The organism is Streptomyces sp. NPDC056987 (assembly GCF_042673865.1).
In the GTDB taxonomy this organism is placed as follows: domain Bacteria; phylum Actinomycetota; class Actinomycetes; order Streptomycetales; family Streptomycetaceae; genus Streptomyces.
Map to the genome: position 1 here is coordinate 81,498 of NZ_JBHURV010000004.1, position 13,690 is coordinate 95,187.

Annotated in this window: 11 protein-coding genes and 1 tRNA gene; 7 read left to right on the forward strand and 5 right to left on the reverse strand. The window is 70.2% G+C overall.

Features of this window, described 5'->3' with window-relative positions:
* Window positions 1-3: 3 nt before the first annotated feature.
* Together ACFTZC_RS06385 and mycP are read left to right on the forward strand one after the other, a co-directional pair.
* Entirely contained in the window at window positions 4-1,497 is a 1,494-nt protein-coding gene (locus tag ACFTZC_RS06385; RefSeq protein ID WP_382887388.1) for a hypothetical protein, read from the forward strand.
* Between the two features lie 27 nt (window positions 1,498-1,524).
* Window positions 1,525-2,907: a type VII secretion-associated serine protease mycosin gene (gene mycP, locus ACFTZC_RS06390; protein ID WP_382887390.1), complete on the forward strand. Its 1,383-nt coding sequence runs from the start codon at window positions 1,525-1,527 to the stop codon at window positions 2,905-2,907.
* A 38-nt stretch (window positions 2,908-2,945) separates the two neighbouring features.
* Here mycP and ACFTZC_RS06395 read toward each other — a convergent pair whose 3' ends face one another.
* The 4 genes from ACFTZC_RS06395 to ACFTZC_RS06410 form a co-directional block, all read right to left on the reverse strand.
* Complete coding sequence (locus ACFTZC_RS06395) at window positions 2,946-3,569, reverse strand: hypothetical protein (protein WP_382887391.1); 624 nt, start codon at window positions 3,567-3,569, stop codon at window positions 2,946-2,948.
* Window positions 3,566-5,461, reverse strand: a complete 1,896-nt coding sequence (locus ACFTZC_RS06400; RefSeq protein WP_382887393.1) for an alpha/beta hydrolase — start codon at window positions 5,459-5,461, stop codon at window positions 3,566-3,568. Before ACFTZC_RS06400 ends, ACFTZC_RS06395 begins: the two co-directional genes overlap by 4 nt.
* Window positions 5,458-5,904 (reverse strand): hypothetical protein, encoded by a 447-nt coding sequence (locus tag ACFTZC_RS06405; RefSeq protein ID WP_382887395.1) that lies wholly within the window; start codon window positions 5,902-5,904, stop codon window positions 5,458-5,460. Before ACFTZC_RS06405 ends, ACFTZC_RS06400 begins: the two co-directional genes overlap by 4 nt.
* 113 nt (window positions 5,905-6,017) lie before the next feature.
* Window positions 6,018-8,066: a cellulase family glycosylhydrolase gene (locus tag ACFTZC_RS06410; RefSeq protein ID WP_382887397.1), complete on the reverse strand. Its 2,049-nt coding sequence runs from the start codon at window positions 8,064-8,066 to the stop codon at window positions 6,018-6,020.
* A 165-nt stretch (window positions 8,067-8,231) separates the two neighbouring features.
* Here ACFTZC_RS06410 and ACFTZC_RS06415 point away from each other — a divergent pair, with 165 nt between their 5' ends.
* Complete coding sequence (locus ACFTZC_RS06415) at window positions 8,232-9,137, forward strand: hypothetical protein (RefSeq protein WP_382887399.1); 906 nt, start codon at window positions 8,232-8,234, stop codon at window positions 9,135-9,137.
* Window positions 9,138-9,205: 68 nt separating this feature from the next.
* Here ACFTZC_RS06415 and ACFTZC_RS06420 read toward each other — a convergent pair.
* Window positions 9,206-9,277 (reverse strand) — tRNA-Cys (locus ACFTZC_RS06420).
* Window positions 9,278-9,445: 168 nt separating this feature from the next.
* Between ACFTZC_RS06420 and ACFTZC_RS06425 the strand changes: the two genes are divergently transcribed.
* The 4 genes from ACFTZC_RS06425 (at window position 9,446) to ACFTZC_RS06440 (ending at window position 13,604) form a co-directional block, all read left to right on the forward strand.
* Window positions 9,446-11,020, forward strand: coding sequence for an MFS transporter (locus tag ACFTZC_RS06425; protein ID WP_382887400.1), 1,575 nt, complete (start codon window positions 9,446-9,448; stop codon window positions 11,018-11,020).
* Between the two features lie 41 nt (window positions 11,021-11,061).
* Window positions 11,062-11,262, forward strand: coding sequence for a ribbon-helix-helix protein, CopG family (locus tag ACFTZC_RS06430; protein ID WP_382887402.1), 201 nt, complete (start codon window positions 11,062-11,064; stop codon window positions 11,260-11,262).
* Entirely contained in the window at window positions 11,259-11,648 is a 390-nt protein-coding gene (locus ACFTZC_RS06435; protein WP_382887404.1) for a type II toxin-antitoxin system death-on-curing family toxin, read from the forward strand. Before ACFTZC_RS06430 ends, ACFTZC_RS06435 begins: the two co-directional genes overlap by 4 nt.
* Window positions 11,649-11,813: 165 nt before the next feature.
* A complete protein-coding gene (locus tag ACFTZC_RS06440; protein WP_382887406.1) occupies window positions 11,814-13,604 on the forward strand; it encodes a DEAD/DEAH box helicase in 1,791 nt (596 codons plus the stop codon).
* The last annotated feature ends 86 nt before the right edge of the window (window positions 13,605-13,690 follow it).

Here is a 13,690-nt window from a genome sequence, read left to right on the forward strand (position 1 = left end):
GACGTGGCTGCTGACGGGGAGAAGGCGGGGCGCAAGGCGCCGGCGCTTGAGCAGACCGATTTCGAGTCGAAGACACACCAAGAGCTGCTCGACATGCTCGACGGCGCGACCAGCGAATCCGCGTCGGAGCTGGCACGGAAGCTGGCCGACGCCGCGAGCACCGTCAACCGGATCGGCATGGGGCTCAAGTCCGTCGTGGCACGGCTGGAATGGGACGGCGAGGGCGGTAACGCGTTCCGCGACTGGGGGCACCAGGCGGCCATAGCCACGCTGGATCTCGGCGCGTACAGCCAGCACGCGTCGTCCTGGCTGGAGGAGGTCGCCACCGCCATCAGCCAGGCGAAGTCGGCCGTCCCGCCGAGGTCGCCGGCGCTGGAGAAGAAGGCCGAGGACTCGCAGGTCGTCGTGCAGGCGGCCCGGCACGACGCCGGCGCGGGGGACATTTCGGATGTTCTCGCAGATCTGCGGGGCGCCCAGGACGGGATGGAGTCCCGTCGTCAGGAAGCGGCGCAGCAACTGAGGAAGCTGGCGCAGACGTACGTCTACTCGGCCGAGCAGATCTCGTCCCAGGCGCCGCCGTCGTTCCCGGCACCGCCTGCGCAGTTCATGCCGGATCCAAGTGCCCAGAACTTGAGCGGTTCCAACAGGCTCGGCGATGACTCTTCGTACGCCGTCGGCGGAGGCGGTTCCTCGTCGTCGGCTTCGTACGTGCCTTCGTCGTCGGCCTCCAACTCCGTCTCGTCCCATGCCGGTTCCGTTTCACCGGCACCGGCCGGAAGAGCGACCCTGCCCCCTGTCGGCGTGCCGGACCGGCCGGTCGACATGGGGATCGACAGTGTGGCCACGTTGCCGCAGACGCCCAACTTGCCTTCCGTGCCCCCCGGTGGGACTCCGCCGGTAGGCAGGTCCGAGGGGCTGACGTCGCTTCCGGTCGGTCTGGTGCCGCCCGCGTTCGGCGGGAAGCCCGCAGTGTCCGGTCCCGGTGTGCCCGGTGGACGGAGTGTTGCCGGACCGCGTGGTCCGTTGCTGCCCGGCCAGTCTCCTTCCGGCGGTACGGCCGGAGGGCGGCTGCCGCAGCAGAACGGCATCTCGGGGGGCAGACCCGTACCCCAGAACCCCGGCCGTCCGACCGGCGGAATCCCTCGTGGCACGGTCATCGGGGGAGAAGCGGGGCGCGTGCCCGGGGGAATGCCCCATGGCGGGGGAGCGGGGGCAGGCAGCGGCCAGGGCGGCATGGCCCCGGGCCGACGGCTTGCGTCGGAGACCGGTGGTGTCGTCGGGGGAAGGCAGGGCCAGCAGGGGAGACCCTTCACCCCGGGTGGCTCCGGGCTGGTCCGTAACGGGCAGTCGGGGCGTACGGGCGCCATGGGGCCCGGTGCCCGGAGTGCCGCGCCTCGGCGGGACCGTGAGGATGCCGAGCGTCCGGACTATCTGGTCGAGGACGAAGATACCTGGCAGCAGGGCCGTCGGCGCATTGTGCCGCCGGTCATCGACTAACCCCCACATCTCGGCAAGAGGATTCAGATGTTCATCAGCAGCCGCTCAGCGGTGAGGAATGCTCGGGTGTTGTCCGCCACTCTGGGGATGCTGTTGGTGGGCATAGCCGCAACTCCGTCTCATGCGGAGACCATTCGTGAGCGGCAGTGGCATCTCGATGCGATGAAGGCCGACGAGATGTGGCGTACGAGCACGGGTAAGGGCGTCACCGTGGCCGTGCTCGACAGTGGCGTCGACAAGAGCCTGCCGGATCTCGAAGGGCAGGTCCTGCCCGGAATCGATCTTGCCACGGATCAGTCGGGGGACGAGACTTCGGACCCGGTGGGGCACGGCACATCAATGGCCTCGTTGATCGCAGGAACCGGGAAACGCGCAGGCGGCAAGGGTGCCTTTGGCCTTGCTCCTGGCGCGAAGATTCTCCCCGTCAGGCTCCCCAGAAAGGACGAGGGGACGAAGCTGTCGGTCAATGTCGGGCTGTGGACAGGTGCTCTGAGTACGGCAATTCGGTACGCGGCGGACGAAGGTGCAAAGGTAATCAACCTGTCACAAGGTTCAACGGTGACCGGGGAGAACGTAACTAGCGCCGTGAAGTATGCCCTTGGTAAGGGATCGCTCGTTTTCGCGGCCGTCGGGAATAGTGCTGAAGACGGAAATCTTGTCATCTACCCAGCGGCAACCCCGGGTGTGGTGGGTGTGGCAGCCGTTGGCAGGGATATCAGGAGGACCGAGGAGTCTCAGCATGGACCACAGGTGGACCTTGCGGCTCCGGGCGAGGACATGTTCTCAGCTTGCGCTGGTGGATCAGAGCTCTGCAACAGCCACGGAACCAGTGACGCGACCGCCCTCGCCTCCGCTTCCGCCGCGCTGATCTGGTCCAAGTACCCGGAATGGACGAATAACCAGGTCCTTCGCGTCATGCTGAATACAGCCGGAAAGGCGAAGAGTGGTGACGTGCGAACCGACTTCGGGGGTTACGGAGTCGTTCGCCCTCGAATAGCCCTCAAGACCCCCGGTGACCCCGGTCCGGCCGACGAGTATCCGCTGCCCGATCTCGCGGCGGCGGAGCCTTCCGAGTCGCCGTCTCCTGAGGCGTCCGCGACGTCCGGCAGCGCCAAGGAGGACAAGGAGGACACCGAGCAGCCCGCGTCGGCTGCCCCCTCCGATGGTGGCGGTAACACCGGACTCTGGATTGGACTCGGGGTCGGGGCCGCCGCTCTGCTCGGGGGCGCGATCGCCGTTCCCGTGGTCCGGTCCCGGCGCCGTGCCGCAGCGGTCGCGGTGGCGCCCGCTCCGGCCTATGCGCCGTACCCGCATCAGCAGCCACCTGCGTATCCGCCCGCCTATGGCCCGCCGCAGCCGGGGCAGGGCTACGGTGATCCTCGCCACGCTCCTCCGGGGCCGGGTATTTGAGGACGCAGTCCGCCGGAGCTGGGGGCCGTCGCTCTCTGTCAGAGTGCTGGAGACGTGGACGGGATCGGTGTCGTCGCGGACCAGAAGTCGGAGTGCACGGATGGGTAAGGAACATCCGTTCCCTCGAAGGGGGTTCCATTCGCCTCGGTCTTGGGTGGGCTGACCTCCGACTCGATGAAGCACGGCGTCGTGATCTTGAAGAAGAACTGGCCCTTGTCGCCCACGATGACACTCATGCGGAAGTCTTCCGGCGTCCGGGCGAAAATGGCAGGATTCTCTTTGGAAGGGTTCGTGCCGGTGATCTCGTATCCCCGCTTCTTCCACAGCCGCTCCAGTACGCCGAGCAAATTGCCTCGTCGCTCCTCAGACAAAATGGTCATCACTGCGGCCCGCCGGGTTGCCGAACTGGTCGCCTTGCCGTCGATGGTGTAGTCGCGGCATCTGCGCTCAGTGGCCGAGTCGTGTACCCAGTTCAGGGGTGGCTGTACAGATGAAATGGTATTCAGCATGATCGCGTCGGATTTCTCTGCCGCCGCCTGCAGGCTGATCTTGCTCACCACTTGCTTGTTCTCCTTCTCGGCCCAGGGAGTTCCCGAGGCGCTGCATCCGGCCGTCATCATGACCAGGGCTGTGGCCAGCGAGCATCGCAGCATTTTCGTCATCGGTGCTCCTGAATCGTGAGACCGCCCTTTTCCGCGACGATTCTCGCGATGTTGTCGGCCGAATCTGGGTCCTCCTCGGGGTTGAAGTAGTTCGAGTGGGCCGGCGTCGCGCCCTGCCCGTCGACGAACGGGCGTGCCCCGTCATCCACCTTGAAACGCGTCGCGCCGAAGTCCTTGTGCGCCGGGTCGGTGCCGAACCAGATCTCGCTCTCGTCCTCCGAGGATCTGAAGCCCGCGATGCCGCCCACCATGCCGCCTGCCGCGCCTCCGACCAGGCCTCCGACGGGGCCTCCCATGCCGAGCCCCAGCACCAGTCCGGCGGAGCCCCCACCGGCCAGGCCGGCTCCGAGGGCGCTCGACTCGTCCTTGCTCGGCATCATGGTCACCGGGTCGTTCTCCGCGGCGCCCACATATACATGGCCTTGGCCGACGCCGAGCTCCTTGGCGGACTCCGCGCCGGTGCCGGGACTGCCGAGGAGCACGATGTCATCGGCGCCCGGGATGCCCCCGCTCTGCTGTGCTGCCTGTCCCACGGTGAAGGAACCGTACGAGTGGCCGATGGCGGTGATATGCGGGTCAGCGTTCTGGTTCGTCGACGAGAGCCCTGCCATGAATGCGTTGTAGGCGCTGGCCCCGGCCTTGGCGTCGTGGTCGAACATCACGCCTGCGTTGTCGGCCAGCCTCTCGGCAGGGAGTTGGGGAGCGTCGTAACCGAGCCAGACGATCGATGCACTGGATTTGTCGTACGCTCTCGCGTCCTTGGCCGTGTCACGCGCTCGCTGTACGTCGTTCGTCGCGAAACTCTCGTCCAGCGCCGTGCCCAGACCGGGAACGTACGCGGAGACATTCCTCGACGTGTCCGGGTTGCCGAAGGACACGATCGCTCGGCCGTTTCCCTGGTCGCCGATGCCGAGCAGGTACATCGGCGGAACGCCGTCAGCCGGGTCCGCCCGTAACTGATGGTCGATCGACTTCAGGCCGGCCAACTGCGTCTGCGCCTTCTCGCTGTTCTGGCCCTCCAGCTTCCCGATCAGCAACTGGAGGTTGTCGCGGTTGGCCGCGTCCCGGGTCTTCGCCGGGATTCCGTCCAGGTTGCCGATCACGTCCGGGTAGACGGCCAGATACTCCTGCCGCTGTTCCTCCGTGAGCCCGGCCCACCATGCACCGCGCTCCGCAGGAGACTTGGCCTGCGGAATGCCGCCCCTCAGGTAGTCGTCCGCCACGCCACGGACGGCGGCGGCATCCGCGGCGGCGTCCGTCCATGTCTTCGTGTCGACCGTGAGGCCGGGAGCCGCTTTGAGCTTGGCCAGGGTTTCGTTGAAGCGTCTGTCGGTCTCGCGGGCCTCGTTGACCGCATGCAGGATGCGGTCGGCGATGTCCTGGGCCTTGGCGTGGTTCGGGTTGGGCGGGGTCAGTGGAGGTGCCCCGGATGTGGCGCCCAGTGTGGGGCCGTACGGGGTGCCGACGGGCGAGCCTGTGGTGCTGCCGCCGGGGAGCGGCGTGCCGTCGGTGAGGTTCTCGCCACCGGTCGGGTAGCTCACCGAACCGTCCGGGTGCACCGTGAACTTGAGGTTGACGGCTTCCTCCAGGGCGCCCTTCAAGCGTGCCTGGGAGCCGCTCAGTTCGAATGCCAGGCTGTTCAGCGTCGTACGGATCAGGCCGCACTCGGTGGAGAGATACTCGAAGTTCCGGTCGAGCCGCTTCAGTCGGCTCAGTGCCGCGCTCGCCGCCTCGCCCTTCTGGGATTCCGTGAGCGTGTTCGTCATCTCGTTGCTCACCATGTCGCGCGCGGCGTCGGCCCGGTTGCTCACCTCGGCCCAGCCGTCGGCCGCGTCCTGGAGTTCCGCGTACTTCAGGTCGCGTAACTGCTGCCATGTCAGCACAGCGGTCACGTCGCCTTTTCCGCGGTCGGCCGGTCCAGTCCGGCGAAGGAGGACTTCACCTCCGTGTTGCGTTCCCCCTGGCCTTGAGCCACCAGCCGCAGCTTCGGCGCGAGGGAAGCACATTCATCCTGAACTGCCTTCAGCCGTTCCTCCCAGGAGGTCAGTACGGAATTCAGCGTGCCTGTGCTTGCCAGACCCTCGGTGCCTGCGGCGGCACCTTCGTGCGCGGAGGTGAGCCGGCTCTTTGCTGATGTGACCCTGATGCGTAACTCCTCCGCGACGCCGGCGGCTTTGGTCCATGGTCCGTCACTGTGCCGCAGGTCCGAATCCCCGCCGGAGTCTCCCGCCGAGACCGAGGCCAGTGACATCCGCGCGTTCGTCGAACTGTCACTGCTACGGCCTGCCATGTCCAGCAGTTGCTGCCACTGGTCCGAGTACGGACTGGTTGTCATGCTGCGTCTCCCCTGCCCCCGCGTCTCCGCGCCCCGTGTCCGGACAAAGCTATCGGACCGGGTGGGCGGCGTATGCGAAGGCACACGCCCGGGACGACGCGCGGTCCCGTCGTCTACGGAGCCGTGGGGAGGCCGGGGAAGGCGGTGGACGCCGCCCAGGCCGACAGTTCGCGCTGGGCCGCGGCGCGCAGTTCCGGTGTCGCGGGGGCTTCCGCGACCAGGGCGTAGTGGAGGGTGCCCGCGGCGTCCGCGGCGGGCGGCGCGGTGAGCAGGAGGCGTTGGGCGTTGGCGGTGCCCGGTTCCGTGGCCGCTGCCAGGGCGTGGTCGGCGCGCTGACCCTGCGCGGTGTAGGCGGGCAGCCCGGTGGCCGTGCCCACGTCGGAGACGACCGTGCTGGACGCGGCGGTGAAGCCGCTCGGCAGGTGGAGCTGGGTCGGGGCCCGCGTGGCGCCCTCGGAGCGCCACACCAGCACCCCGTACCGGCCCGTGCCCACCAGGCGCGCGGTGTTGGGCATGGTGTCGGGGATCCGGTTCCAGGACAGGGCCGTACCGCCGTCGCGGGAGCGGTCCTCGTACGTGAAGGCGACCGTGCGGCCCGCCACCGCACCCGGGTAGAGCCGGTCGAGCAGCCGGGTGTCCTGGCGCAGCACGGCGTTGCCGGAGGCGTCGAGACCGACGGCGGACATGTCCTCGTCGTTCCACGCGTCGCCCTGGGTGAGGATCTTGTCGGGGTTGCCGTTCATCGCCTCGCGGTGGCGCCCGCTGTAGATGTCCCACTGCCACTGCGTCCCCGAGAGCACCGGCCCCGAGCGGGCGGCCCCCGCCCACCAGTTCGCGCCCGGCAGCCGGGAGTCGAGCGCCTGGTACAGCGCCTTGTTCACGCTGGGCGCCTTGTCGGCGGTGGTGCCGTTCAGCGGGTGGCCGAACTCGCTGACGATGCCGGTGGTGCCCAGTGCCGCCGAGCGGTCCCGGACGGTCGTGAAGTCGGTGGAGTACTGGCCGTCGTCGGCCTTCCCCCACATGAAGATGCCGGAGATCGCCTTCTGGTCGTAGAAGTGCGTGTTGAAGACGTAGCGCGCGCCGGCTTTGCCCGCGTCGAGCAGGCCGCCCTCGTGGCGCGCGAAGTCCAGATTGGCGTTCCAGAACATGTTGGGCTCCACGAAGACCGGTTTGTCGCGCCAGCCCGCCGCGTCCATGCGGGCGCGGAACTTCTCGTAGAACGGCCAGAGCACGTCCCGTTCCCAGGCGCGGCTGCTCTGTCCCGCCGCGTACTCGCCCGCGAACGGCTCGTTGTACGGGTCGAAGCCGACGATGCCCGCGAACTCGTCCGCGTCCAGGTTCCGCGCGAGGTACGTCATCGTCTGCTGCGCCATGTCGAGGAACGCGGTCTGGACCGGGACAGCGGTGGTCTCCGCGCCCGTGCCGGTGCCCGTGGGGACGGAGAGGACCCGGTTGGTCCAGAAGTCCCGGGTCGCGCTCTTGACCGCCTGGTTCTGGGTGATGTTCTGGCCCCACAGGACGCAGATGCCGCAGGATTCACGCGGGTACCCGCCCGCCTCGACGGCCCACCGGGGCGCGCCGTCACCGGTGTACCAGCTGTCCTTGTCGAAGAGGTACCGGGAGTGGAGATCCTGGTGGAAGTCGGGGAACACCCGCAGCCCCGCGTCGAGGAGCGCCCTGATCTGCTCCGTGGCACGGCGCAGATACGCGGTGTCGATCCGGCCCGGCTCGGGTTCGACGTACGCCCAGGAGAGCAGGAACCGTACGGCGTTCCCTCCGGTCAGCGAGCGCAGGGCCGTGGCGGAGGTACGGGCGTCCGCCACGTCGGCGAAGGGCAGGCCGCCGTTCTCGTCCAGTTTGGTCTCGCCGGAGACGTTGAATCCGCGCAGGACGACCTCGCGGCCGTGCCCGTCGGTGAACCGGCCGCCGTCCACGGCCACCTCGGTGGCGGCCCGGTCGTCGAACCACAGCGCGGCCCGCGTGCTCTCCGCCCGCGTGCTCTCCGCCGCTGCGGTCGGCGGGCCGCCGAGTGCGACGCCCGTCAGCAGCGCCAGGACCGCCGCCAGCAGGGCGCCCCCGCGTGCCGTACGAACGGCGCTGCGACGTGTGCTGCGAGGTGTGGTGCGACGTGCCGTGCGCGCTTCCGCCCCGGGAGTCGTCATGGACACAACACTGGAGCAGCTACTGACGGGTAGTCAATAGCCTCGCCCGGGCTAGGGGTGCGGGGTGCGGATGCCGGACCGGAGCCGCCCCGGGCGGACCGTCAACATATGCTGACCCGCCGGGCGTTGCTCCTGCAACCTGCCGTATGTCAGCGAGGGAGACCGATGAGTCAGCCGCCGTACCCACCCGCTCCCGACGGCTCGGGGGCTCCGCAGGGCCCGTCGGGACCGCCTGCGCAGCCGGGGCAGCCCGGGCAGCCGCCGGCCCAGTCCGGTCCCTACTCGGCTCCTGCCCAGCCGCAGGCGCCCCCGCAGGGCGCCCCCGTCGAGGGCAATCCGTACGCGCAGCCCGTCCAGCCCGTCCAGCCGGCCCCGCCCGTCTATGGCGGACACCAGGGGTACCCGGGCCACCAGGCCGCCCCGCCGCCGTACATACCCCAGTCGCCTCAGCCGCCCTACTCGCCGCAGATGCCTCAGTCGCCCCAGCCGTCGCAGCGCCCCGGGGGCCGTCGCAGGACCGCCCTGCTCGCCGGCGCGGTGGCGGCCGTCGTGCTGCTCGCCGGGGGCGGCATCTTTCTGGCGACGAGCGGGGGCGACGACGGCAAGGACGTGGCCGCGAGCGCCGGGCCGTCCGACGGGGCGTCCGGCGGAGCCTCGGAGGAGCCGTCCGGCGAACCGGCCGAGGAGCCCACCGAGGAGACGCCGTCGACGGGCGACGCGGAGCCCTCCGACGCCGGGCCCACCGGTACCGGTATCGAGGGGATGTGGCGCTCCAGCTCGGGCAGCGGTGTCCTCGGCGTCCTGAAGGGCGAGGACATCAAGACCCTCCAGCCGGACAGCAAGATCTCGATGGTGTACGTCAAGGGCGGCATGGAGTGCAAGGGCGTGCGCACGGTGCAGGAGGCGGGCAAGAAGTACCGCTTCGCGCTCATCTGCTCCCGCGACGACGTCCGGGTGGAGTCCGAGGACCGCAGCGGCGACCTCACCTTCAGCGACGGCACCCTCAGCGTCGACTGGACCTCCGGCGGCACCGGCACCGAGACCTTCGACCGGTACGGGGACGCCCCGTAGGCGTGGGCAGGCGGCGGTACGGGCCGCCCCCGGCTTCCCGGGGACGGCCCGTACGCGTACGAGAACCGAGGCCGTGGCGGGAATCGAACCCACGTAACTCGATTTGCAGTCGAGCCCCTGAACCACTCGGGCACACGGCCGTGCTCCATCTGCTGACGACCGTACGAGCGCGGACGGCGCCGCTCAAGACTTTCCGGCGGCGTGCAATGTGACTGCCACACCGCGTTCACAGTCGTACGACCAAGGGACCAGCGAAGATCCATCCCGCGACAGGGCTCAACCCCTGCTACGCCCCTTACTCTGAAGCAATGACCGCACTGGAACCAGGCGACGCCGACGTCGCCTCCGCCGCACCCTCCGGCATATCCGGTCCCAGCGCCGCACCGGCCCCGGTCGCCGCCCCCGCCCCCGTCCGGGGGTGGCGCGGCGGCGTGCTCGGGCCGGAGCACCGGGCGCTCAGCATCTCCATCGTCGCCGTCGTGCTGCTGATCGCCTTCGAGGCGACCGCGGTCGGTACGGCGATGCCGGTCGCCGCGCGTGAGCTGGACGGGGTGTCGCTGTACGCCTTCGCCTTCTCCGCGTACTTCACGACCAGCCTGTTCGCGATGGTCCTCTCCGGCCAGTGGTCCGACCGCGACGGGCCGCTCGCGCCGCTCGTCACGGGCGTCGGCGCCTTCGCCGTCGGGCTGCTGCTCTCCGGCGCGGCCGGTTCCATGTGGGTGTTCATCCTGGGCCGGGCCGTGCAGGGGCTCGGCGGCGGGCTGGTCATCGTCGCGCTGTACGTGGTCATCAGCCGCGCCTACTCGGAGCGGCTGAGGCCCGCGATGATGGCCGCGATCGCCGCGAGCTGGGTGGTCCCGTCGGTCGTCGGTCCGCTCGCCGCCGGGACGGTCACCGAACACCTGGGCTGGCGCTGGGTCTTCCTCGGCATCCCCGTCCTCGTCGTACCGCCGCTGGTCCTCGCGGTGCCCGCGGTCCGGCGGATGGCGTCGGGGGCCGCCGCGCCGCCGGCCGCGTCGTCCGGGAAGGCTGGGGCGTCCGAGAAGGCCGGGGCGTCCGGGAGTGCGGCCGTCTTCGACCGGCGCCGGATCCGGCTCGCGCTCGGGATCTCGCTGGGCGCGGCGCTCCTCCAGTACGCGGGCCAGGACCTGCGCCTCCTCTCGCTGCTGCCGGCCGCGGCGGGGCTGGCGTTCCTCGTGCCCGCCGTCCTCGGGCTGCTGCCGGGCGGGACCTGGCGGGCGGCGCGCGGGCTGCCGTCGGTGGTGCTGCTGCGCGGGGTCGCCTCCGGGGCCTTCGTCGCGGCGGAGAGCTTCGTACCGCTCATGCTGGTCACCCAGCGCGGCCTGTCGCCGACGATGGCCGGGCTCTCGCTCGCGGTCGGCGGCGCGACCTGGGCGCTCGGCTCGTACGTACAGTCCCGGCCGCGCATGGAGCCGTACCGCGGGCGGCTGATGGCGGGCGGCATGGTGCTGGTGGCGCTGGCCATCGCGGCCGCGCCGAGCGTGCTGATCGACGCGGTGCCGGTGTGGGTCGTGGCGGTCGCCTGGGCCTTCGGCTGCCTGGGCATGGGCGCGGTGATCGCCTCCACGAGCGTGCTGCTGCTCCAGCTCTCGGCGCCGGAGGAGGCGGGCTCGAACTCGGCGGCGCTCCAGATCTCCGACGGCCTCTCCAACGTCCTGCTGCTGGCGGCGGGCGGCGCGGCGTTCGCGGCGCTCGGCGGCGGCGCGGTGGGCGCGGTGGGCCACGCCGCGTCGGACGTGACGGCCACGGCATCACACCCGGCGGCGTTCGCGGCGGTGTTCCTGCCGATGGCGGTGGTGGCGCTGGCGGGCGTGTGGGTGGCTACGCGGGCCGGCGCGGGGGGCCGGGGCGCAGGGCGCTGATTGGTACCACTCTGGCCCTATGGTGGCGGTACCGTTTTGGTATGGCTATGAACCTGCGTCTCCGTGACGACCAGACCGAGGCCCTGAAGCAGCGTGCCGAGCAGGAGGGGACCAGCATGCACGCCATACTCCTCCAAGCCGTGGATGACTACCTGGCCCGCACCGCGCATGAGGCGATGGTCAGGAAGACCGCCAAGGAGCAGGCCGCCAAGTGGAGCGGGCTCATGGAGCGGCTCAAGTGATCTGCGTCTATCTCTCCGCCGAGGACGTTCTGGCCATCGTGGACCACGCCTGCGACGACATGCGGGTCGTGGTCCGCGACGCCGGGCTCCTGGAGTCGGCCGTACATCGCCCGTCGGCCGCGATGTTCGGCCAGGAGGCGTATCCGGATGTGATCGAGAAGGCTGCCGCGCTGCTGCAGTCCCTGGCCGTCCACCGTCCGCTGTTCGACGGCAACAAGCGGACGGCGTGGCTGTCCTGCGTCACGTTCCTGGCCCTGAACGAGGTGCATCTGCGCCCCGACATCGACGCGGCCGAGCGGCTGGTCATCGCCGTGGCCACGGGGCGGATGGACGAGATCAAGACCATCGCGGACGGCCTGCGGGAGCTGGTCGTCCCGCCGGTGTGACAGGCGTCGCACTCGGTTCGGTCACGGCCTCGTTCGTACGAGGACCGGGTCACCCCGCCGGTAGGGTGGCCCGGTTGTCGTACGTAAGCCCGTGCGCCCGCCGACGTCCACGCGTCCGGCCGGGCGCTCACGTAACCCCACGTCCGAGCGTCCGAACCGGAGACCGTGACTACTACCGCCGCCTCCCATCACCTCTCGCCCGCCTTCCCCGGCCGCGCGCCCTGGGGCACCGCCAACAAGCTGCGTGCCTGGCAGGAGGGCGCGCTCAGCCGATACATAGAGGAGCAGCCCCGTGACTTCCTCGCCGTCGCCACGCCCGGCGCCGGCAAGACGACCTTCGCGCTGACGCTCGCCTCCTGGCTGCTGCACCACCACGTCGTGCAGCAGATCACCGTCGTGGCGCCCACCGAGCACCTCAAGAAGCAGTGGGCCGAGGCCGCCGCGCGGGTGGGGATCAAGCTCGACCCCGAGTACAGCGCGGGACCGGTGAGCAAGGAGTACGACGGCGTCGCCATCACGTACGCGGGCGTCGGAGTCCGGCCCATGCTCCACCGCAACCGGTGCGAGCAGCGTAAGACCCTCGTCATCCTCGACGAGATCCACCACGCGGGCGACTCCAAGTCCTGGGGCGAGGCGTGCCTGGAGGCGTTCGAGCCGGCGACCCGGCGGCTCGCGCTGACCGGCACCCCGTTCCGGTCCGACACCAACCCGATCCCCTTCGTCGCGTACGAGGAGGGCAACGACGGCATCCGCCGCTCCTCCGCCGACTACACGTACGGATACGGGAACGCGCTCGGCGACGGCGTCGTCCGGCCGGTGATATTCCTCAGCTACAGCGGCAACATGCGCTGGCGCACCAAGGCCGGCGACGAGGTCGCCGCGCGCCTTGGCGAGCCGATGACCAAGGACGCGATCTCGCAGGCGTGGCGCACCGCGCTCGACCCGCGCGGCGAGTGGATGCCGAGCGTCCTGCGCGCCGCCGACCGGCGCCTCACCGAGGTCCGCAAGGGCATTCCCGACGCCGGCGGGCTGGTCATCGCGAGCGACCAGGAGGCGGCGCGCGCGTACGCCAAGCTCATCCGCGAGATCACCGGCACGAAGGCGACGCTCGTCCTCTCCGACGACGTCGGCGCCTCGAAGCGGATCGACGACTTCTCGGGGAGCGACGAGCGGTGGATGGTCGCCGTCCGCATGGTGTCGGAGGGCGTCGACGTGCCGCGCCTCGCCGTCGGCGTGTACGCGACGACCATCTCGACCCCGCTCTTCTTCGCGCAGGCCGTGGGCCGTTTCGTACGGTCCCGGCGGCGCGGCGAGACCGCGTCCGTCTTCCTGCCGACCATCCCCACCCTCCTCGGCATCGCCAACGAGATGGAGGTCGAGCGCGACCACGTCCTCGACAAGCCGAAGAAGGAGGGGGAGGAGGACGACCCCTACGCCGAGTCCGAGAAGGAGATGGCGGAGGCGGAAAGGGAGCAGGACGAGGACACCGGCGAGCAGGACATGCTGCCGTGGGAGGCGCTGGAGTCCGACGCCGTCTTCGACCGGGTGCTGTACGACGGCGCCGAGTTCGGCATGCAGGCGCACCCCGGCAGCGAGGAGGAGCAGGACTACCTCGGCATCCCGGGGCTCCTCGAACCCGACCAGGTGCAGTTGCTGCTCCAGAAGCGGCAGGCCCGGCAGATCGCGCACAGCCGCAAGAAGCCGGACGCCGAGGCCGATCTGCTGGAACTGCCCGCGGAGCGGCGCCCCGTCGTCTCCCACAAGGAGTTGCTGGAGCTGCGCAAGAAGCTCAACACCATGGTCGGCGCGTACGTCCACCAGAGCGGCAAGCCGCACGGGGTCGTCCACACGGAGCTGCGCCGGGTGTGCGGCGGTCCGCCGAGCGCGGAGGCCACGGCGGGACAGCTCAGGGAGCGCATCTCCAAGGTGGGGGAGTGGGCCACCCGGATGCGCTGACGCCCGGACGCGCTGTCGGCGCGCGGGGCACCCGCGGGCGCAGGTGTGGACGCCGTCCGAGGTGTGGACGTCGTAGAGGTATGAGC